This window comes from Pseudomonas sp. F8002 (assembly GCF_013385495.1).
Taxonomy (GTDB): domain Bacteria; phylum Pseudomonadota; class Gammaproteobacteria; order Pseudomonadales; family Pseudomonadaceae; genus Aquipseudomonas.
In genome coordinates, this window is the sequence record NZ_JACAPW010000058.1 from 1 (window position 1) to 19,773 (window position 19,773).

18 protein-coding genes and 1 pseudogene are annotated in these 19,773 nt (G+C 60.8%); 4 read left to right on the plus strand and 15 right to left on the minus strand.

Going from position 1 to position 19,773, the window contains the following annotated elements; genetic code table 11:
• Positions 1-279 precede the first annotated feature (279 nt).
• The 6 genes from HX811_RS31355 to HX811_RS31380 form a co-directional block, all read right to left on the minus strand.
• Complete coding sequence (locus tag HX811_RS31355) at positions 280-933, minus strand: HAD family phosphatase (RefSeq protein WP_177048785.1); 654 nt, start codon at positions 931-933, stop codon at positions 280-282.
• A 29-nt stretch (positions 934-962) separates the two neighbouring features.
• Positions 963-1,952 carry an ABC transporter ATP-binding protein gene (locus HX811_RS31360; RefSeq protein ID WP_177048787.1) on the minus strand — a complete coding sequence of 330 codons (990 nt, stop codon included), beginning with the start codon at positions 1,950-1,952 and terminating at the stop codon, positions 963-965.
• Positions 1,949-2,749 (minus strand): ABC transporter permease, encoded by an 801-nt coding sequence (locus HX811_RS31365; protein WP_102369616.1) that lies wholly within the window; start codon positions 2,747-2,749, stop codon positions 1,949-1,951. Before HX811_RS31365 ends, HX811_RS31360 begins: the two co-directional genes overlap by 4 nt.
• Positions 2,736-3,581 (minus strand): ABC transporter permease subunit, encoded by an 846-nt coding sequence (locus tag HX811_RS31370; RefSeq protein WP_010166442.1) that lies wholly within the window; start codon positions 3,579-3,581, stop codon positions 2,736-2,738. Before HX811_RS31370 ends, HX811_RS31365 begins: the two co-directional genes overlap by 14 nt.
• On the minus strand, positions 3,578-4,384 hold the full coding sequence (locus HX811_RS31375) for an alkaline phosphatase family protein (protein WP_102606234.1): 807 nt from the start codon (positions 4,382-4,384) through the stop codon (positions 3,578-3,580). The genes HX811_RS31370 and HX811_RS31375 overlap by 4 nt, the downstream gene beginning before the upstream one ends.
• Before the next feature lie 187 nt (positions 4,385-4,571).
• Positions 4,572-5,639 carry an ABC transporter substrate-binding protein gene (locus HX811_RS31380; RefSeq protein WP_003219752.1) on the minus strand — a complete coding sequence of 356 codons (1,068 nt, stop codon included), beginning with the start codon at positions 5,637-5,639 and terminating at the stop codon, positions 4,572-4,574.
• Between the two features lie 351 nt (positions 5,640-5,990).
• On the opposite strand from HX811_RS31380, the gene HX811_RS31385 reads away from it, so the two are divergent.
• On the plus strand, positions 5,991-6,704 hold the full coding sequence (locus HX811_RS31385; protein ID WP_010166446.1) for a UTRA domain-containing protein: 714 nt from the start codon (positions 5,991-5,993) through the stop codon (positions 6,702-6,704).
• A gap of 382 nt (positions 6,705-7,086) precedes the next feature.
• Here HX811_RS31385 and HX811_RS31390 read toward each other — a convergent pair whose 3' ends face one another.
• The 3 genes from HX811_RS31390 to HX811_RS31400 all read right to left on the minus strand — a co-directional run bounded on the left by HX811_RS31390 (position 7,087) and on the right by HX811_RS31400 (position 10,893).
• Positions 7,087-8,433, minus strand: coding sequence for an amidohydrolase (locus tag HX811_RS31390; protein WP_177010028.1), 1,347 nt, complete (start codon positions 8,431-8,433; stop codon positions 7,087-7,089).
• Positions 8,434-8,484: 51 nt separating this feature from the next.
• A complete protein-coding gene (locus HX811_RS31395) occupies positions 8,485-10,644 on the minus strand; it encodes a mechanosensitive ion channel family protein (protein ID WP_003219758.1) in 2,160 nt (719 codons plus the stop codon).
• Between the two features lie 72 nt (positions 10,645-10,716).
• A complete protein-coding gene (locus tag HX811_RS31400) occupies positions 10,717-10,893 on the minus strand; it encodes a hypothetical protein (RefSeq protein ID WP_003219760.1) in 177 nt (58 codons plus the stop codon).
• 176 nt (positions 10,894-11,069) lie between these two features.
• On the opposite strand from HX811_RS31400, the pseudogene yegS reads away from it, so the two are divergent.
• Positions 11,070-11,994 (plus strand): annotated as a pseudogene (yegS, locus tag HX811_RS31405) (lipid kinase YegS); the annotation flags it as partial.
• Here yegS and HX811_RS31410 read toward each other — a convergent pair.
• The 3 genes from HX811_RS31410 to HX811_RS31420 all read right to left on the minus strand — a co-directional run bounded on the left by HX811_RS31410 (position 11,956) and on the right by HX811_RS31420 (position 14,268).
• Complete coding sequence (locus tag HX811_RS31410) at positions 11,956-12,615, minus strand: response regulator transcription factor (protein WP_003219763.1); 660 nt, start codon at positions 12,613-12,615, stop codon at positions 11,956-11,958. The pseudogene yegS and the gene HX811_RS31410 overlap by 39 nt on opposite strands.
• Positions 12,612-13,505 (minus strand): sensor histidine kinase, encoded by an 894-nt coding sequence (locus HX811_RS31415; RefSeq protein ID WP_003219766.1) that lies wholly within the window; start codon positions 13,503-13,505, stop codon positions 12,612-12,614. Before HX811_RS31415 ends, HX811_RS31410 begins: the two co-directional genes overlap by 4 nt.
• Before the next feature lie 319 nt (positions 13,506-13,824).
• Positions 13,825-14,268 (minus strand): hypothetical protein, encoded by a 444-nt coding sequence (locus HX811_RS31420; protein ID WP_003219767.1) that lies wholly within the window; start codon positions 14,266-14,268, stop codon positions 13,825-13,827.
• Positions 14,269-14,817: 549 nt separating this feature from the next.
• Between HX811_RS31420 and HX811_RS31425 the strand changes: the two genes are divergently transcribed.
• Positions 14,818-15,753 (plus strand): chemotaxis protein CheV, encoded by a 936-nt coding sequence (locus HX811_RS31425; protein ID WP_003219769.1) that lies wholly within the window; start codon positions 14,818-14,820, stop codon positions 15,751-15,753.
• Between the two features lie 39 nt (positions 15,754-15,792).
• The gene (locus tag HX811_RS31430) at positions 15,793-16,599 is read left to right on the plus strand and encodes an MOSC domain-containing protein (protein WP_177048790.1); all 807 of its coding nucleotides are present in this window, start codon (positions 15,793-15,795) and stop codon (positions 16,597-16,599) included.
• Between the two features lie 64 nt (positions 16,600-16,663).
• On the opposite strand, the gene HX811_RS31435 is transcribed toward HX811_RS31430, so the two are convergent.
• The 3 genes from HX811_RS31435 to HX811_RS31445 form a co-directional block, all read right to left on the minus strand.
• Entirely contained in the window at positions 16,664-16,948 is a 285-nt protein-coding gene (locus tag HX811_RS31435; RefSeq protein WP_003183665.1) for a pyrimidine/purine nucleoside phosphorylase, read from the minus strand.
• A 47-nt stretch (positions 16,949-16,995) separates the two neighbouring features.
• Positions 16,996-17,538: an exonuclease domain-containing protein gene (locus tag HX811_RS31440; protein WP_003219774.1), complete on the minus strand. Its 543-nt coding sequence runs from the start codon at positions 17,536-17,538 to the stop codon at positions 16,996-16,998.
• A gap of 71 nt (positions 17,539-17,609) precedes the next feature.
• A complete protein-coding gene (locus HX811_RS31445; RefSeq protein WP_177048791.1) occupies positions 17,610-19,544 on the minus strand; it encodes an acetyl/propionyl/methylcrotonyl-CoA carboxylase subunit alpha in 1,935 nt (644 codons plus the stop codon).
• Positions 19,545-19,773: the final 229 nt, after the last annotated feature.

The following is a 19,773-nucleotide window of genomic DNA, read 5'->3' on the forward strand; positions in this document are numbered from 1 at the left end:
GCCCCAATAAGCCCGAGGCCGAGCGCAGGTATTGCGGAGCGGGTAAACCGGCAGGACGCCGGTTTAGCCGCGCCGGGCCATGGATGGCCCGTCGCGGCGGCCCGCGGAGCAATGCCGGAGTGAGGGAACGCCGAGCCACAGCGAGGCGCCGACAGGCGGGGCAGAGCCCTTTGCTTACTTTGGGGCTTTTCCAAAGTGAGTCGCTGTAAGAGCGAAACCATAGGCGGCCGTTACCTAAATAACGGATATGTACTCACCTCAAACCAGCGCAACAAAACGTCAAACCCAATGATGAATCGGCCACCCAGCCTTCTCAGCATGCGCCCGCAGCACCGGGTCCGGATTCACCACCTGCGGGTTCTCCACCTTCAGCAACAGCGGCAAATCATTGCGCGAATCCGAGTAGAAGTACGCCCCATCAAGGTGCTCACCTTCCTGCTCCAGCCATTCCATCAGGCGAGTGATCTTGCCTTCGCGGTAAGTCAGTACACCTGTGGTCTTGCCGCTGTACACCCCATGGGCGACGTCCAGCTCAATCCCCAGCACTTCATCAATGCCGATACGCGCCGCAATCGGCTTGACCAGGTGCGTCCCCGACGCCGAGATCACCAAAATCCGGTCACCATTCTTGCGGTGCTGTGCAATGGTACGGGTGGCGTCGCTGTAGATCAGCGGCTCGATAACGTCTTCCACCCACGGCTCTACAAGGTGCTCGATCTCTTCCGGCGTGCGGCCAATCATCGGCTCCAGGCTGAAGTCCATGAAATCCTCCATGGCCAGCTCACCGCGGCTGTAGGCCGCCATCAGTTCGTCGTTCTTGCGCATGAACGACTCACCATCCACCCAGCCCAGGCGGCCCATCTGCTCGCTCCACAGGGTGGCGCAGTCGCCGTGGATCAGGGTGTCGTCCAGATCAAAAATTACCAATGCCATCTGTCACGCTCTCTCAAATAAATCGTGCGTCAGGCTACTGCACACAACGCACTTGGGTCGATGGAAAGTGCCAATCTCTGACCATCCGGGTGCAGATCGTCAGCCGAGCGGTTAAGCACATCCACCACCAATTCCACGCCCCGGGCTTCGATGCGGTAGCGAATCACGTTGCCCAACAGGCTGTGGCTGCGCACCAACGCATCCAGCTCACCGCTGCGGCTGAGCTCAATGGCCTCCGGGCGAATGGCGATGCGCCCGGTGACCGGGCGCTGCAACAGTTTGCTGGCCTTGTCGGCGTCCAGCAGGTTGTAGTTGCCGATAAAGCCCGCGGCGAACACATCCACCGGCGCGGTGTAGAGGGTCTCGGCATCGCCGCTCTGTACGATCTTGCCCTGGTTCATCAGGAAGATCCGGTCGGACATGGTCAGGGCTTCTTCCTGATCATGGGTCACGAAGATGGTGGTCAGGCCCAGCTCGCGCTGGATCTGGCGAATCTGTTCGCGCAGGTGCTTGCGAATCCGTGCATCGAGGGCCGACAACGGCTCGTCGAGCAACAGCAGGCGCGGGCGCGTCACCAGCGAGCGGGCGAGGGCCACGCGCTGGCACTGGCCGCCGGACATCTGGTGCGGGTAGCGGCCGGCGAGTTCTTTCAGCTCCACCAGTTGCAACACTTCCTGCACGCGTTTGTGGCTGTCGTCGGCATTGACCTTCTGCATGCGCAGGCCGAAGGCGACGTTCTGTTCCACGGTCATGTTGGGGAACAGCGCGTAGCTCTGGAACACCATGCCGATATGCCGTTTCTGTGGGCTCAGCGGGACGATGTCCTGGCCATCCAGCAGGATTTTCCCGCTGTCCACCGAGGTCAGGCCGGCGATGCAGCGCAGCAGGGTCGACTTGCCGCAGCCCGACGGGCCAAGCAGGGTGACGAATTCGCCCTTGGCGATTTCGCAGTTGATGTCACTGAATACCGGCGTGCCGGCGTAGCCTTTCTGCAGGTGTTGGACGCTGACGAAGCTCATTGGCTTTTGTCCTTGTTCAAGATGTTGGCGGCCCAGGTCAGCACCAGCACGAAGAAGAAATAGGAGATCACCAGGGCACTGGTGAAGTGGCCGCTGCTGTTACGCATATTGTTGAGGTACACCTGCAGGGTTTCGTAGCGGGTGCCCACCAGGATGTTGGCGAACACGAACTCGCCGAACAGGAACGAGAACGACAGCAGCAATGCCACCATCAAGCCCTTGCGCAGGTTCGGCAGCACCACCAGGAACGCCGCCTGGAAGGTGCTGGCACCGAGCAGTTGGGCGGCGTCCATCAGGTCCCGCAGGTTGATCGCTTGCAGGTTGTTGGTGATCGCCCGATACATGAACGGCAGCGCCACGGTGAAGTAGCAACCGATCAGGATCCACGGCGTACCCACCATCGCAAATGGCCCCGAGCCATAGAGCTGCAATAGCCCCACCGACGACACCACCGGCGGCACCGCGAAGGGCAGCAGGATCAAAATGTTCATCAGCGCGTCGAGTTTTGGAAAGTGGTAATGCACCACAAACAGCAGCGGCAGGATCAGCACCACCGACAGGATCAGCGCGCCGACGCACACCAGCAGCGACTGGCCGAAGGCATTCAGGAAGCGCGGGTCACTCCACAGCTGGATATACCATTTGAAGGTAAAGCCGGATGGCAGGATGGTCGCCGACCAACTGCTGGCGATGGAGTAGACCAAGGTGCCGAGCAATGGCAGCACCAGGACAGCAAGCAACAGGTACACCACTACGCGATGGTAGAGGGCGGCCGAGCCAGGTTCAGCGCGAGACATGGTAGCTCCTCTTGAGCAGCAGTTGATGGACTACGGTCACCACCGTCATCAGCGCTACCAGCACCACGGCCAGGGCACTGGCCATGTTCGGGTCCAGGGAAATATCGCCGGAGACCATCGCCGCGATGCGGATCGGCAGTACGTTGAAGTTGCCGGTGGTCAGCGCGTACACCGTGGCGTAGGCGCCCAAGGCGTTGGCCAGCAGAATCACGAAGGTGCCCAGCAGTGCCGGGGTCAGCACCGGCAAGCCGATATGCCGCCAGTATTGCCAGCCATCCGCGCCGAGCAACGAAGCGGACTCGCGCCAGTCTTCGCGCAACGCGTCAAAGGCCGGGTAGAGCAGCAGTACGCCGAGGGGAATCTGGAAATAGGTATAAAGGATGATCAACCCGGTCTTGGAATACAGGTTGAAGTCCTGAATGATCCCGGCCTGCTTGAGCATGATGGTGATGCTGCCGTTGAACCCCAGCAGGATGATGAAGGCGAAGGCCAGGGGTACACCGGAGAAGTTGCTGGTCATGTTGGCGAAGGCGGTCACGAAATTGCGCAGCCGGCCATCCACCCGACGCAGCGAGTAACTGCCCAGCACGGCAATGACGATCCCGAACACACTGGAGTAGAAACTGATCTCCAGGCTGTACTGGATTGCCTGCAGGTAGAATTTCGAATTGGCGATCTTGCTGAAGTTGGCCAGGCCCCAGCCAAACTCTTCCGATTGCAGGCTGCTGACCAGCACCCAGAACAGCGGAGCGATCTCGAACACGATAAAAAACAGCGCGAAGGGCACCAGGCACAAGGCGGCCAGCCATTTGCCGCGGATCACTGAATTCACTTCAACAGCTCCCGGCATACAGGTTTGTCGTGGGGTACACCCAACAGCTCGCAGACGGTGCCGCACAGCTCGGTTTGTTTGGGCGTGGCGTGGGTGTCGAGGCTGAAGGCATCACCCAGCACAAACAGCGGCACTTCCCGTTCTTCCGGCAGCAGGCCGTTGTGGGAGCGGTCGTTGTTCATGCCGTGGTCGGCCGTCACCAGCACCTGGTAACCGGCGTCGAGCCAGCCTTGCAGGTAGTCGGCGAGGATGATGTCGGCCGAGCGCGCGCTGTTGCGGTATTGCGGGGTGTCGAGGCCGTGCTTGTGGCCGGCATCGTCGATGTTCATCGGGTGCACCACCAGGAAATTCGGCGCGTGTTTGAGGCGCAGGCTTTCGGCGTCGGCAAACAGGTGCGAGTCCGGGTAATGGTCATTCCAGTAGAAATGCCCGTGCTGGATCGCCAGGGCCGGGTCGCTGGTATGCCGATCCCGGGCGGCGATAAAGGGCGAGCGGTTATACAACTCGCTGACCCAGTGATACGCCGCCGCCGCCGTGGATAAACCGGCGTCGGTGGCGTAATGGAAAATGCTGCGCTGGTTGGACAGGCGCGAGACGTTGTTGTGGACGATGCCGCTCTCGATCGGCGGGACGCCGGTGAGGATGCATTCGTACAGTGGCCGGGACAGGGCCGGCAGTTCACATTCCAGTTTGTACAGTGCTGCGCGTCCTGCGCCGACATAGGCCTGCAAGTGCCCCATGGCGTGTCGGGCAACCTCGTAATTCAGGCCGTCGAGCACGACAAGGATGACGTTGTGCTTCATAGGGGCTGGGGCTCCGCAACAAATAGGCTTGACTCGGTTTTTCGGTTGGAACACCGATCAAATGTGGGAGCTGGCTTGCCTGCGATAGCGGTGTGTCAGTCGACAATGCTGCTGAATGTTATACCGCTATCGCAGGCAAGCCAGCTCCCACACTGACCGCGTTCCACTTGAACAGGCGTGTTAAGCCTTATTGCATATTGATGATGACTTCTTCCTGCCACTTCTGCGGCAGTGCCTTGGAGGTCTTCTCCCAAGCGTCGGCGTCCTTGATCGGCGTGACTTTCTTGTACTGCTCGTTAGGCAGCAGCTTGGCCTGTACGTCGGCTGGCAAGGTCAGGTGCTCGGCACGGATCGGCCGCGCATTGCCACGCGCCAGGTTGGTCTGGCCGGCGTCGCTGAAGATGTATTCGCGGGTCAGCTTGGCGGCGTTCGGGTGCTTGGCGTATTTGTTGATGATGGTGGTGTAGCCGGAAATCACCGAGCCGTCCGATGGGATCAGCACCACGTAGTCATCCGGGTTGGCCATCTTGGCTTTGTAGCTCAGGCCGTTGAAGTCCCAGACCACGCCCACTTCCACTTCGCCTTTTTCCATGGTGGCGATGGTTGGGTTGGCCAGCGACAGGCGGCCTTGCTTGGCGATGTCGGCGAACATCAGCAGCGCCGGCTGAATGTTCTTCTCGTCGCCACCGTTGGCCAGTGCGGCGGCGAGTACGCCGTTGGCAGCCTGGGCGGCGGTGCTCACGTCACCGATGGAAACCTTGTATTTGCCGGTCTTCAGGTCAGCCCAGCTTTTCGGAGCTTCGGAGCCGTGCAACAGCTTTTTGTTGACGATAAAGGCGATGGTGCCGGTGTAGGCCAGGGCCCAGTTACCGTCCTTGTCTTTCGCCCAATCCGGGACTTGTGCCCAGGTGGTCGGTTTGTACGGTTGGGTAACGCCCTGCTTCACCGCGATCGGGCCGAAGGCTGCACCCACGTCGCCGATGTCGGCGCTGGCGTTGTCTTTCTCTGCCGCAAACTTGGCGACTTCCTGGGCGGAGCTCATGTCGGTGTCGATGTGCTTGAGGCCGTAGGTCTTGGCCAGGTCGTCCCAAGTGCCTTTCCAGTTGGCCCAGTCATCGGGCATGCCGACGCTGTTGACGGCGCCTTCCGCTTTCGCGGCGGCTTCCAGGGTTTTTAGATCGGTATCAGCGGCCATGGCGGCGGTGCACATGGCAATGGTCGAGCCTAACAGTGATGCCAGGAAAAGCTGTTTCATCCGAAGCTCCTTTGGGCGTTTTCAACGCTGCGTTTTTATCGACGTTTGCGGTGGTGTTGGTCTAGGTCAGCAATACACGAGCCAATTTAGGCGTGGCGGATGACAGTTTCATGTCGATGTCGTTTTTTGTTGGCCTGGACGGGGGATCACCGGGTAAGCGTAGACCATGCCCAACCGCCCGGAAGCCTTGGACTTGGCCGATGTATTGCAGGTCTTGTGGCAGCACGTCGCGAGGCGCTGTCATCTGTCGGTCATGTGCAATGCCTAGGCTTGCACGCAACAGCAGAGGCGCGTTTAGCGGGCGTTTTGTGCACCTGAATAGTGCTGGTCTAGTCCAGATAGGTAGCGTTGATGCGTGATGAGGCAACCAAGGCGGTGACAACCATTGGCCTGGCGCTGCAAGAGCAGATCGACCATGGCTTGTTGGCGCCTGCCAGTAAGCTGCCGGCCGAGCGCAAGCTCAGCGAGTTGTTTGGTACCACCCGGATTACGGTGCGGGAAGCCTTGTTACAACTTGAGGCACAAGGGCAGATTTATCGCGAGGAGCGGCGAGGGTGGTTTGTGTCGCCGCCTAGGCTTGCCTATAACCTGATGCAGCGCAGTCATTTTCACGCGATGGTGAGTGCCCAGGGGCGGGTGCCGTCGACCGAGGTGATTTCGGCGCGGTTGCAGCCGGCTTCGGCGGCGGTGTGTGCGTGGTTGCAGTTGCCGGCGTTGTCCAGCGTGATTCAGATTTGCCGGGGGCGCAGGATTGATGGGCGGTTGGTGTTGTATGTGGAGCACTATCTGAACCCGCAGTATTTTCCGGGGATTCTGGAGTGTGATTTGAATCAGTCGATTACGGAGTTGTATGCGCGGGTGTATGACTTGCACTACGGGCGGGTGCGGTTTGAGATTGTGCCGACGTCATTGCAGGTTGAGGCGGCTGCGGCGTTGAGGGTGTCGGTGGGGAGCCCGGGGTTGCGGATTGCTCGGGTTAATTATGATCAGCATGAGCGGTTGATTGATTGTGATCTGGAGTTTTGGCGGCATGATGCGATTCATGTGGGGGTGGATGTGGTTTGACGTTTTGCCTGTGTGTATCCGTTATCTAGGTCACGACGGCTTTTGGTTCCGCTCTCACAGCGGCTCACTTTTGAACAGCCGGAATGCCGGCCCAGCCTCAAGTAAGCACAGGGCTTTACCCCGATGACCTGAGTGTTAGAGCAAAAGCAGAGCCGCTTTATGTGGGAGCGGGCTTGCTCGCGAAAAACCTGAGGGCGCCGCGTTGAGTCAGGATACCCACGTCATCGTTAACGACCTTCGCGAGCAAGCCCGCTCCCACATTTGGATCGTGTCCGCCTTTGGGTTTGCTGTTGCTTCACCACACTTAAGCCCGAGCGAGGTGCAGAGTGGTGGGGCAAGAGCGGAACCCTAGGCGGCCGTTACCTGAATAACGGATATGCCCTCAATCCGCCGCATTGGCATACAAATAATCCGTCGCCAACGAAGCCAACGTCCGTACCCCAACCACCAACGCCGACTCATCCACAAAGAACCCCGGATTATGATTCGGTGCCGCCTTGCTCATGTCCTGATCCCTCGGCGTCACCCCCAGAAACACAAACAACCCTGGCGCTTCCTTGGCATAAAACGAGAAGTCCTCAGCCCCACCCACCAACGGGGCATTCACTACGTCGCCATTCGCCGCCCAACGCAAACTCGGCAGCATCTTTTCGGTCAGCGCCGGGTTGTTGATGGTCGGATCGTACTTCTCAATGATCGTCACCTCAGCCTTCGCCCCACCACTCTCGGCGATTTTCTCGACGGTCTGCCGCACATCCGCATGCAGCTTCTGGCGAATGCCATAGTCGTATGAGCGAATGGTCCCACTCATGTCCACCGACTCGGGAATGATGTTGTACCGCGTCCCTCCGTTGATGGTGCCAATACTCACCACCGCCGGAAACGAAGAAATGTCGGTACGCCGACTGACCACCGTCTGCAGCCCCACAATGGCCTGCGCCCCCACGGTAATCGGATCGATCCCATCCCACGGCCGCCCCGCATGGGTCTGCTTGCCCAGGATCTTGATCCGCAGGTCATCCGAGCTCGCCAGCGTCGGCCCCGGCCGATACGCAATCTGCCCCGCAGGCACCCCGGCCCACACATGCAGCCCAAAAACGGCATCCGGCTTGGGCGATTTCATCAGCCCTTCCTGCACCATCATCTTCGCGCCCCAGGTGTTTTTACCGTCGGGGATAAAGTCGCTCGGGCCTTCTTCAGCCGGCTGGAAATAAAACACCACGGTCCCAGGCAGACGATCGCGCATACCTGTAAGGATTTTCGCCGTGCTCAGCAGGATGGCGGTGTGGGCGTCGTGGCCGCAGGCGTGCATCACGTCGACTTCTTTATCGAGGTACACACCCTTGGCCTTCGAGGCGAAGGGCAGGCCGGAGACTTCCTTGACCGGCAGCGCATCCATGTCGGCGCGCAAGGCCACGGTCGGGCCGGGCAGGGCGCCCTTGAGGATGGCGACAACGCCCGTGCGCGCCACGCCAGTCTTGACCTCCAGCCCCATCTCCCGCAGTTGCTTGGCCACCAGCTCCGCGGTGCGATGTTCGGTGTTGCCCAGTTCAGGATGGGCGTGGATGTCGCGCCGGGTTTCCAGCAAGGCCGGCTCCAGTACTTTGGCCTGGGCGGCGATGGTTTCGCGGGCACTGTCCTGGCCGCTGTTGGCGGCGATGACCGCGCTGCTGGCGACACCGCACAGCAGGCCGAATACCCATTGGTGTGTAAGACCGGTCAAACGCATAAGGACTCTCCATGATTATTGTTGTTGATCCTGACGTCATCCGGGCAGCGCTTATTCTTTCTCTTGCACGCCTCCCGCCGCTGTCACCACTTGCACGCTCAAGCGTGGGGTGGCCAGGTCCAGCCCGGCTTCGTCGAGGTGACGCTTGAGCGACAGGTTGAACGCCCGCGAAACCTCCCACTGCTTGATCGGCGCGGTCTTGAAGCGGGCGCGAAGAATCGCACTGCCGGACTCGAAACTTTCTACACCCTGAATTTCCAGCGGCGACCAGATATTGCGCCGCTGCAACGGGTCGTTGCGCATCTTCTGCCCGACGTCGCGCATCAGCTTGATGGCGTCGTCGATTTCCATGTTGTAGGGAATCGCCACCCGGAAGATCGCGTAGCCGAATTCCCGGGAGTAGTTCTTGATGCTTTTGATTTCACTGAACGGGATCGTATGCACGATGCCGTCGATGTCCCGCAGGCGCACGGTACGGATGGTCAACCCTTCGACCGTCCCTAGGTGGCCGCCGACATCCACGTAGTCATCAATCGCCAGGGAGTCTTCGATAATGATGAACAGGCCGGTGATCAAATCCGCCACCAGCGACTGTGCACCAAAACCGATGGCCAGGCCGATCACACCGGCACCCGCCAGCAGCGGCGTGACGTTCATGCCCATGTTCGCCAGGGCGACGATGGCGGCAATGATGAAGATGGTCACGAACAGCACGTTGCGAATCAACGGCATCATCGTCTGCGCACGCGCGTTGGCCAGGCCTTTGCGCGAGCGGGTGAGGGCGTGGTGGATCGCGGTGTCGCTGAGGATCCAGATCAGCCAGGCAAACAGCAATGTGCCGGCAAGGCCGAACAGCTTGACGCTGATTTCATGCCCGTCGCCTTCGGTAAAGCGGATCAGCGACAGGCCCCAGACCCGCAGGCCGAGTTCGATAAACACCAGCCACACCACCAGGTGGGCGAGGGTGTAGACGAAGCTTTTCAGGCGCTCGGAGTACAGCGCATGGCGCTTGTGCCCACGCTGCGGCTTGAGTGAATGACGGCGCACCAGGCCGTTGATCACCATGCACAGCACCAGCAACACCGTGCACAACAACGACTGGCGCAGGGCGGTGCTGGTGTCGCCGGCGGAGACGAAGGTGGCGAACAGCGAGATGCCCACCAGCAGCAACGCCGGCAGGTACCAGAAGGTGCCGACGATTTCGATGGTGTCACTCAGGGCGCGGCGGGTCAGGCGGCGGGACAGCGGCTGGTTGCGGATCAGGTGCGCAATCGGCCGGCGGAATCGCAGGATGAACACACCGGTGGACAGCGCGGCCATGACATTGGCGATGGTCGCGGCGACATGGGACAGGTGTTGGCCCAGGCTCTCGGCCAGGCGCGGGTCGCTGACGGCTTCGCCAAAGGCGGCAAAGCTGCCGATCAGCCATAACGGCCGGAAGGCCTGGTGGCGCAGGATGTACAACGCGCGGTGACGGTGCGGGCCGTCGAGTACGGAAAACGCGACCACGCAGATCGCCGAGAAGCAGGTGCCCACCACCAGCGCATAGGCCAGCACCATTGCCAGGGATTTGCCGAGGGACGAGGGCAGTGCGTAACTCATGTAGACGGTGATCACCAACGCGATCAGCCATGGGCCGAGCTTGCGCAGGGCAAAGCGCAGCAGGTCCCAGGTCTTGGGGTGTTGCGGCAGTTCTTCGGTCAGGCCGAAGCGCTCGCGCACCCGGTGGCTGAGCCAGATCAGGATCGCGGCCAGCAGGCTCCAGAGCATCAGGATCATGGCAAAGGCAAAGATGATCGGCAGCCATTCGCTGGCCGGCAGCATCAGTGCGGTGAGTTCATCCTTGGCCTGGTCAAACTCGTTGGACCAGCGATTGAGCGGGCTGTCGGCACCGGAGAATTGTTGCTCCAGGCTCGACAGCGTACCGCCGATCAGACCGAGTACACCCAGTTCGGCGGCGGGCTGGGCCTTTTGCGTGGTCTCACGAAGCTTTTTCAGGTCGCTCAGCAGCTTGGTGCGCTGCTGGTCGTTTTCCAGGGTCTTGATCACCTCGTCCAGGGACTGGCCCAACGGGACGTCGGCTTGCGGCTGGGTTTTAGTGTTGCTGCCCAGCAGCCCCGGCAGGCTCACGGCGTGGGCAGGCGCCATGGGCAGCAGGGTCAGCAGGCAGAAAAGCAGGCAACAGGGCAGGGCAAACAGACGGGCAAGCACGAGGCGGTCAACCTTAAAAACGACGAATTGACCGAGTGTACGAGGCCGTCATGTGCAATGCGAGTGAGATTGTCATTCGGCGAGTTTGGCGAGGATCTTGTAAACCACGGTGCCGAGGATCAGCAGCATGCCGATCCACATGCCGAACACACCGATGGGTTTGTCGCGGAAGTTGAAGCCGATGGCCAGGAGGATCATGCCGGTCAGGATGGGGATAAGCATGGAGTGGAAGGCGGACATGGTGATCATGGTGCGACGGCCTTGTCGGGTGGGAATAGGTATAAGTCTAGGTCGATTTCGCCAAGTGCGAGTTGATCCGTGTCAGAAACGCTACAAAACCCGGTTAATTTCTACATCCGATGGCTTTTTTTCGATTGGCCACGGTCAACATCCCTCAGGAACCTTAAACCCAGGAGCATTCATCCATGAGCACACCCAAGGCACTGTTGATTCTGCACGGCAAGCAAGCCCTCAACGAGCAGGTGCGGGCGGCAGTGCAGGGCAAGCGCGAGCAGGGCTGGGAGCTGGCCGTACGGGTGACGTGGGAGGGTGGCGATGCCCAGCGGTTTGTCGATCAGGCCCTTGCCGATGGCTACACGCGGCTGATCGCCGGCGGCGGTGACGGCACCCTGCGGGATGTGGCCGAGGCCATGGCCCGGGCCAAGACCGAGGCCAGCCTGGTGTTGATGCCCCTCGGTACCGCCAACGATTTTGCCCGCGCCGCCGGTGTGCCGCTGGAGCCCGAGCAGGCCCTGGACCTGCTGGATGTACCGGCCCGTGCCATCGACCTGGGCGAAGTAGGCGGGCAGATCTTCCTGAATATGGCCACCGGTGGTTTTGGCAGCCAGGTCACTGCCAACACCTCCGAAGACTTGAAGAAAGTCCTCGGTGGCGCGGCGTATCTGTTTACCGGCCTGTCACGCTTCAGCGAGTTGCGCGCGGCCTACGGTGAATTGCAGGGCCCTGACTTTCACTGGCGCGGCGAGCTGCTGGCCCTGGGCATCGGCAACGGGCGCCAGGCCGGTGGTGGCCACGTGCTGTGCCCCGGCGCCCTGGCCGATGATGGTTTGTTGGATATCAGCATCTTGCCGGCGCCGCAGGAAGTGGTCGGCACCCTGCGCAACCTGATGACGGACGGCTGGGGCCTGGACAATATGTTTGTGCGGGCGCGCTTGCCGTGGGTCGAAATCAAGGTCGCCGAAGGGCTGGCGATCAACCTCGACGGCGAACCACTCCAGGGTGACGACTTGCACTTCTCGGCCTTGCCCCAGGCACTGCGGGTGCATCTGCCGGAGGACTCACCGTTGCTGACTAATCGTCAAGGCTGATGATCTGTTCGCGCACTGCGAACAGCACCAGGCCCGCCACGTCGAAAATCTGCAGGCGCTTCATGATCTGCGAGCGGTGGGCTTCCACGGTCTTGATGCTCAGACCCAGGCCATTGGCGATTTCACGGGTGGACTTGCCGCGCACGATCAAGCGCAGGATTTCCAACTGGCGTGCCGTCAGGTTGTGGCTGTGGGGCGGCGGGTTGACCTGGGCCTGATTGCGGATCAGCGCCTGGTTGATCACCGTATGGGCGATCGCCGGGCTGAGGTAGCGTTCGTTGTTGCGCAACGCCAGCAGCGCGTGCTCCAGCTCATTGGCCGTGGTGTCCTTGAGCAGGTAGCCATGGGCGCCGGACTCCAGCGCGCACATGATCAGCTCCGGGTCGGTGTGCATCGACAGGATCAGCACCTTGCTCTTCGGATAGGCGCGCTTGAGGTCTTTCAATGCATCGAGCCCGCCGGTGTGCTTCATCGACAGGTCAAGCAGCACGATGTCGGGTTGCAGCGCGTCAAACCGCTCCAGCAACTGCGCGCCGTCGCTCGCTTCACCGATCACCGCGTAGCCGGGAATATCCATGACCAGCGCACGCACGCCGGCCCTGATCAGGGAGTGGTCATCCACCAGGAGTAAGTTGCACGTCACTCTAGAACCTTATGGGGGTTGGCCCGTTCGAGGGCGCGGGGCGCCCAGGGGAAAAGCGCTTCGATCCTCGTCCCGGAGCCTGGCTGGCTATTGACCGACAATGTGCCTCCCAGTTGATCAATCCGCTCGGACATCCCCGCCATGCCCCGCTGGCCTTCCTGGGCGGGGTTGATGGCGGGCGAAAAGCCCTGGCCGTCATCGCTGATAAACAGTGACAGGCCTTCGGGCAGGCGTTGCAGGCGTACCAGCAGGTTACGTGCCTGGGCATGGCGCAGCATGTTGGTGACGGCTTCCTGGGTAATGCGAAAGGCGGCAACAGCCATCTCTTCCGGGATGCCGGTCAGCCGTTGATGGCATTCCAGGCTCCAGCTTACCCGGGTGTTTTCCAGGGTCTTGAGCAGATGCGCCCGCAGGCTCGCCTCAAGGCCCAGGCTCGCCAGTTGCCGGGGGTTGAGGATGGCCGACACGTCCTGCACCTTGGCCAGGGTTTCGTTGAGGGTGTTGCACAGCACCGCACAGTGGCCCTGCAGGTTTTCCGGAAGACGGCGCTTGAGCCATTCACTTTGCAGCTTGGCGGCGGTCAACAGTTGGCCGATATCGTCGTGCAGTTCGCGGCTGAGGCGATGACGTTCGTTTTCCTGGACCTGCAACAGACGGTCGGCCAACTCCTGGGGCTGGAACTTGATGGACTTGCGTGAGCGCCACTGTTGCAAGCCCACCACCAGCAGGGTGGCCAGGTTCACTGACAACAGCGCCAGGGGAAGATCGGCCGAGTGTGCATAAGCCCACAGGCTGAGCAGGCACGCGCACAGGCATAGCGCGAGGGTTATCCAGCGTGCATTGCTTCGGGACACGGACCTTGCGATGAGTGACTTCAGGCTGGCGTACATAGGAGGCGCATTTCACGTTTATATGCATCATGAAGTTGAGTCACTTCGAGCGGGGCATGGTACCACCACTATTACCGTTGGTCGCCTGGCGCCGAGCGGGATGAGGCGTATTAATCACGGCAGCGTCCCGGAAGGTAGTCCCGGAGTTCAACGAGTGGGGAAGTTGTATCATTGAAGTTGTTTTGTATCAGTATTGTCGTTAGTGGCTTATTGATATTTTTCTGCTAACGACGTCGTGATGCATAAATAGTTGTGGTGTCGTTTTTAGATAATCAGGCAATTGAATGCGACATTTTTGTCGCTTAAATGCGAAGAAGCCTCAAATAGCGTAAGGCCTGTGTTGTTGCTTATAGCCGAAATCGCTTTGGGGGATGTGTTGGACAACGGTGGCGATCAACACGGTTTGTTCCGTTTCATCCAGGCCGAGCTTGCCGGTTTTTGTATCGATCAACTCCAGTTGCCAGGCCAGCAGGGTGAGGCAGTTGTGCAGTGCATCAAGTGCTTCGTCATGCAGTTGCAGGGGGCTGGCGGCGTTGCTGATCAGGTACTGGATATGCCGTGAGAACTCGCTGATCGCCCTCAGGGCCAGGGCTTCGGATTTTTCCGCGAGCTTGATCAGGTTGGTTTTCATGCAGTCGATCGCGTCACTGTCGTTGCGGATCAAATGCAGGTGGCTCAAGCATTCTTCAGACTTGGCCAGCAACATTTCCGCTTCGAGGAGGAACTCGGGAAGTGCAAGTTGCCACTCTTTGCCGTCGTTCATCACACAAGTCTCCAGAACATACGATCGGATGATGAGATGTTGCACCGGTTGAATGGCGTAAAACTACCGCTGAAATATGACGAATATCTGTAGGCCCGTTCCGACTTTTCAGTAGGAAATTTATTTGAATGACGGCCGTCGTCCGAGTACCCCACAATTTCCAGGGGCATTCGCACAACTTCTTTGGGTGCCAGTACATAAGTCACTGGATGATCCGTTGGCCGTGGGCTTGCGATAGCAAACAAAAGCCTGACTCCATTCATGCAATGAGAATGGCGTCACATTAATGGCTATTAGATATCGCGAATATCAGGTTGGTCCTGATTGTGGATAGGGGAATCCCTTACATAGCGGAACCTCGCGCAGACTTTGCGGTCACGCGGCGGTGGTGATGGGCCTTGCGTTGAAGCGGGTTCAGTAAAGCATGATGTCAGTGTGACATCAATGGATTTGCATGGCATTTTAGTGGGGGTCAAGGTCCGGCGTTTGCCGCCGATAACCTGCTTCAGTGACCAGCACTATCCATCCGCTAAACCCCAGGAGTCTTTAATGGCCGGCATTCTCGACACGGTAGATCAACGCACACAATTGGTGGGTGAGAATCGCCTGGAGATCCTCATGTTTCGCCTGGCCGGGCGGCAGCTGTTCGCGATCAACGTGTTCAAGGTGCAGGAAGTGCTGCAACTGCCCAAGTTGACCCTGATGCCCCAGCGCCACCCATTTGTCTGCGGCGTGGTCAACCTGCGTGGGCAGACGTTGCCGGTGATCGACCTGTCCCAGGCGATTGGCATGCGTCCGCTGATTCCGGGCCCCAACAGCACCATTATCGTCACCGAGTACAACCGCTCGGTGCAGGCGTTCCTGGTGGGCGGCGTCGACCGCATCGTCAACATGAACTGGGAGGCGATCCTGCCGCCGCCGGCAAGTGCCGGGCGCCAGCATTACCTGACGGCCATCAGCAAGGTCGATGACCAGTTGGTGGAAATCATCGACGTGGAAAAAGTCCTCGCCGAAATCGTGCCCTACAACGCCAAGGTTTCCCGCGAGAAACTTGAAGACCCGGTGCTGGAACGCGCCCGCGGCCGCGAAGTGCTGCTGGTGGATGACTCCAACGTCGCCCTCTCGCAACTGCGTGACACCCTCGGACAGTTGGGGGTGAAGATGCACATTGCCAGCGACGGCCTCAAGGCATTGAACATGCTCAAGGCCTGGGCCGACAGTGGCCAGGTGATGACCGACAAGCTGTTGATGATCTTCACCGACGCCGAAATGCCCGAGATGGACGGCTACCGCCTGACCACCGAGATTCGCAACGACCCGCGCCTGCGCGGCCTGTACGTGGTGCTGCACACGTCGTTGTCCGGCAGCTTCAACGACTCGATGGTGAAGAAGGTCGGTTGCGACAACTTCCTCTCCAAGTTCCAGCCCGACAAGTTGGTGGACGTGGTGCGTCAGCGCCTGATGCTGGACGAAGTCCCGGCTTGAGCTTAGGGTGACGGCTTTGTCCCTCAGGAATGCAGGCCCATGCTTCGTCTCAGCGCGTTGTACCGATACCCCTTGAAGTCCGGCAAGGGTGAATCCTTGCAGCAGATCGGCCTGGACAGCCTCGGGCTCGACGGGGATCGACGCTGGATGTTGGTGGACGAGGCCAGCGGGCGTTTCCTGACCCAGCGCGCCGTGGCCAGGATGAGCCAGCTCTCGGCACTGTGGAACAGCGCCGGTGGCCTGACCTTGAGCGCCGAGGGCCAACCTGCCCTTGACGTGCCACTACCCGGCAGCGATGCCGAGTTGCGCGGCGTGACCATCTGGCGTGACACCTTGCGCGTGCCGGATGCCGGTGACGAGGCGGGCGCCTGGCTCAGCGAATTCATCGGCAAGCCCACGCGGCTGGTGCAAGTGCCGCTGTCCCGTGCACGCACGACCGAAGCCGGCTACGGCAAGGATGATGACAAGGTCGCGTTTGCCGATGGCTTTCCGTTGCTGCTGATCGGCCAGGCGTCCCTGGATGACCTGTCCCAGCGTATCGGTCGGCCCATGGAGATGCTGCGTTTTCGCCCCAACCTGGTGATCGAGGGCAGCGAAGCCTTTGCCGAAGACGGCTGGAAGCGGATACGGATCGGTGACGTGGAGTTTCGCGTGGTCAAGTCCTGCTCACGCTGCATCCTCACCACCATCGACCCGGCGAGTGGCGAGCGCAGTGCCGACCGCGAACCGCTGGCCACGCTCAAGACCTACCGCGAGCAAGAGGGCGATGTGATGTTCGGGCAGAACCTGGTCAACGATGGGGTGGGCCGCCTGGAAGTCGGCATGCCGGTGACGATCCTGGAGTAAGCAGCCCTGAAATGAAAAATGCCCGTCTCTCGCGAGACGGGCATTTTTTTCGGCTATCGAACGTTTAGCCGCGGTATTCGCACAGGTAGGCGGTGTCGACCGCCACCTTCAGCTGGAACTTGCTGTTGGCTGGCACGTTGAACTGGCTGCCGGCGGCGAAGGTTTCCCAGTCGGTGCTGTCTGGCAGCTTGACGGTCAGTGCGCCCGATACCACGTGCATGATTTCACGCTGGGCAGTGCCGAACTCGTATTCACCCGGGGCCATGACGCCGATGGTCGCCGGACCTTCTGCAGTGCCGAAAGCGATCGACTTGACGGTGCCGTCGAAGTACTCGTTGACTTTAAACATGGGCGAATCCTCGGAAAAGGGTCAAGAAAGGTCGGCCAGTATGCCTTCTACACGGGCAAAATCAACGGCAGCAGCCGTGCGGTATTGCGTGCATCTTCCAGCGCCCGATGCTGTTGGCCGTGGAACTGCATGCCGGCCAGTTGCAGCGCGCCGTTGAGTCCCAGCGGCTTGTCCAGGCGCCGGGCCTTGGCGAAGCGTTGCTTGAGGTTCACGTGGGGCGTCTGGCCCAGCACGCTGCTCAAGCCATGGCGCTGCCACTCCAGTTCCAGTTGCTGGCGATCGTAGTCACCCCAGCTCGCCCAGCCTTCCAGGCGTGCCTGGTGCTGGCCAAGCCAGCGTTCGAACAGCGGCCACACCTCGATCAACGGCGCGGCAGCGTCGATATTCGCCTGGGTGATGTGGGTCAACTGGCGGCAGAACGGCGTCAGCAGCGGCCTGCGCAATGGCCGCACGAAACGCTGGAAATGGTCCAGTTCACGGCCCTGGCGGTTGACCAGGCTCACACCGATTTCGATGATTTCCATCTCGGTCACGGGCCAGCCGCCTTCATCCGTTGTGGCTTCAAGATCAATAATCAGCCAATGAGGCATCGCAGGTTCCCGTACTCTTCCCGTCCTGATGGGGATAGAGCGTAGCCAAGCCTGCTAGTTCCGCCCAGGGCTTACTCGATCTCCAGCAAAATCTGACGGTTCCTGACCTGATCGCCTGCAACCGCCTGGATTCGCTTGACCACGCCACTCATGCCGGCCTTGAGTGGGTGCTCCATTTTCATCGCTTCCAGCACCAGCAACAGCTGGCCCTTGCTGACCGAATCGCCTTCGCTGACCCGTACTTCGACAATTGCCCCGTCCATCGGCGCCTTGACCGTGCCGTTGCCGGCCTCGGCCTGGCGGGTGGCGACGGTTTGGGTTCGATCATTGATGCACACGCCGGGCAACCAGAGCCGGGTGCCTTGCAGGTGGTAGGCAATGCGACGGCGAATGCCGTTCAGAACGGCGGTGGCCCAGCGTCCGTCGGTGGAGAGGTCGCGTATTTCGATGGCGTGCTGATCAATCTCGACGTGCAGGCAATTGTCCGCCAGCACACTGAGGCTGATGGTCCGGGGCTCGTCGTGTTCGGCCAATTGCCAGGTCCAGGGCACGCTGGCGTTGTTGCGCCAGCCGGATAATGGCTGGGTGTGAGCGCTGGCGCTGTGTTGGTAAAACAGCGCGGCGGCCAGGGCCAGCTCCTCGTTGGTCGCGTGGGTACGCGGGATGTCGCTGAAGTGTTCGGCAATAAAGCCGGTGCTGAAATCGCCAGCGATGAAGTGTGGATGCTTGAGCAGGCTGGCCAGCAGGCGCTGGTTGGTGGACACGCCGAGCAGCACGCAGTCTTCCACGGCCCTGACCAGCTTGCGCCGGGCCTCTTCGCGGGTGGCGCCGTGGGCGATGATCTTGCCCAGCATCGAGTCGTAGAACGGGGTGATGCGCTGGCCTTCCAGCACGCCATGATCGATGCGCACACCTGGCGCCGGGTCCCAGCGCAGTACGTCGCCGGTTTGCGGGAGGAAGCCTTGGGCCGGGTCTTCGGCGTACAGGCGCACTTCCATGGCGTGGCCGGTGAGGGTCACTTGTTCCTGACTCAGGGGCAAAGGTTGGCCGGCGGCGATGTGCAGTTGCCAGGCGACGAGGTCGAGGCCGGTGATCAGTTCGGTGACCGGGTGTTCGACCTGCAGGCGGGTGTTCATTTCCAGGAAGTAGAAATTGCCGTCGCGGTCGAGCAGGAACTCCACCGTGCCGGCGCCGACGTAATTGACGGCGCGCGCGGCCTTGAGGGCGGCTTCGCCCATGGCTTGGCGCAGCTTGGGGGTCATGACGGGGCAGGGGGCTTCTTCGATGACTTTTTGATGGCGGCGCTGGACCGAGCAGTCGCGTTCGCCGAGGTAGATCAGGTTGCCGTGGGTGTCGCCGAACAGTTGGATTTCGACGTGGCGGGGGGCGATCAGGGCTTGTTCGAGGATGAGTTCGGCGCTGCCGAAGGCGTTTTGTGCTTCGGAGCGGGCGGTGCGCAGGTGTTCCAGCAGGGTGTCGGGGTTGTGTACCAGGCGCATGCCGCGGCCGCCGCCGCCGGCGCTGGCCTTGATCATCAGTGGGTAGCCGATGTGGGTGGCTTGTTGTTGCAGGGTTTGGTCGTCCTGGTCGGGGCCTTGGTAGCCCTTGATGCAGGGGACGCCGGCGTTGAGCATGGCGATTTTTGAGAGGCGTTTGCTGCCCATCAGGTCGATGGCTTCGGGGCTGGGGCCGATGAAGGTGAGGCCGGCGTTTGCGCAGGCTCGGGCGAAGTCGGGGTTTTCGGAGAGGAAGCCGTAGCCGGGGTGGATGGCGTCGGCGCCGGTGCGGTGGGCTGCGTTGAGGATGGCTTCGATGTTCAGGTAGGACTGGGTGACCGGGGCGGGGCCGATGTTGATGGCTTCGTCGGCCATCTGGACGTGCAGGGCGTCGGCGTCGGCTTCGCTGTAGATCGCTACGGTGCGGTAGCCCAGGGATTGGGCGGTGCGCTGGATGCGGCAGGCGATTTCGCCACGGTTGGCTATGAGGATTTTGTTGAACATCGGCATGGTGGTGTCCCTTGGCTTGTCGGGTACATATCCGTTTCTTCGGTAACGGCTGCTTATGGTTCCGCTCTTACAGCGGGTCACTTTTGAAAAGCGCAAAAGTAACCAAAACGCTCTGCCCCGCCTGTCGGCGCCTCGCTGTGGCTCGGCGTTCCCTCACTCCGGCATTGCTCCGCGGGCCGCCGCGACGGGCCATCCATGGCCCGGCGCGGCTAAACCGGCGTCCTGCCGG

Excerpts from the sequence above, each read along its gene's own strand:
- HX811_RS31355 (WP_177048785.1), bottom strand. The coding sequence starts at position 933 with ATGGCATTGGTAATTTTTGATCTGGACGACACCCTGATCCACGGCGAC.
- HX811_RS31360 (WP_177048787.1), bottom strand. The coding sequence starts at position 1,952 with ATGAGCTTCGTCAGCGTCCAACACCTGCAGAAAGGCTACGCCGGCACG.
- HX811_RS31365 (WP_102369616.1), bottom strand. The coding sequence starts at position 2,749 with ATGTCTCGCGCTGAACCTGGCTCGGCCGCCCTCTACCATCGCGTAGTG.
- HX811_RS31375 (WP_102606234.1), bottom strand. The coding sequence starts at position 4,384 with ATGAAGCACAACGTCATCCTTGTCGTGCTCGACGGCCTGAATTACGAG.
- HX811_RS31380 (WP_003219752.1), bottom strand. The coding sequence starts at position 5,639 with ATGAAACAGCTTTTCCTGGCATCACTGTTAGGCTCGACCATTGCCATG.
- HX811_RS31385 (WP_010166446.1), top strand. The coding sequence starts at position 5,991 with ATGCGTGATGAGGCAACCAAGGCGGTGACAACCATTGGCCTGGCGCTG.
- HX811_RS31390 (WP_177010028.1), bottom strand. The coding sequence starts at position 8,433 with ATGCGTTTGACCGGTCTTACACACCAATGGGTATTCGGCCTGCTGTGC.
- HX811_RS31400 (WP_003219760.1), bottom strand. The coding sequence starts at position 10,893 with ATGATCACCATGTCCGCCTTCCACTCCATGCTTATCCCCATCCTGACC.
- HX811_RS31415 (WP_003219766.1), bottom strand. The coding sequence starts at position 13,505 with ATGTACGCCAGCCTGAAGTCACTCATCGCAAGGTCCGTGTCCCGAAGC.
- HX811_RS31420 (WP_003219767.1), bottom strand. The coding sequence starts at position 14,268 with ATGAACGACGGCAAAGAGTGGCAACTTGCACTTCCCGAGTTCCTCCTC.
- HX811_RS31425 (WP_003219769.1), top strand. The coding sequence starts at position 14,818 with ATGGCCGGCATTCTCGACACGGTAGATCAACGCACACAATTGGTGGGT.
- HX811_RS31430 (WP_177048790.1), top strand. The coding sequence starts at position 15,793 with ATGCTTCGTCTCAGCGCGTTGTACCGATACCCCTTGAAGTCCGGCAAG.
- HX811_RS31435 (WP_003183665.1), bottom strand. The coding sequence starts at position 16,948 with ATGTTTAAAGTCAACGAGTACTTCGACGGCACCGTCAAGTCGATCGCT.
- HX811_RS31440 (WP_003219774.1), bottom strand. The coding sequence starts at position 17,538 with ATGCCTCATTGGCTGATTATTGATCTTGAAGCCACAACGGATGAAGGC.
- HX811_RS31445 (WP_177048791.1), bottom strand. The coding sequence starts at position 19,544 with ATGCCGATGTTCAACAAAATCCTCATAGCCAACCGTGGCGAAATCGCC.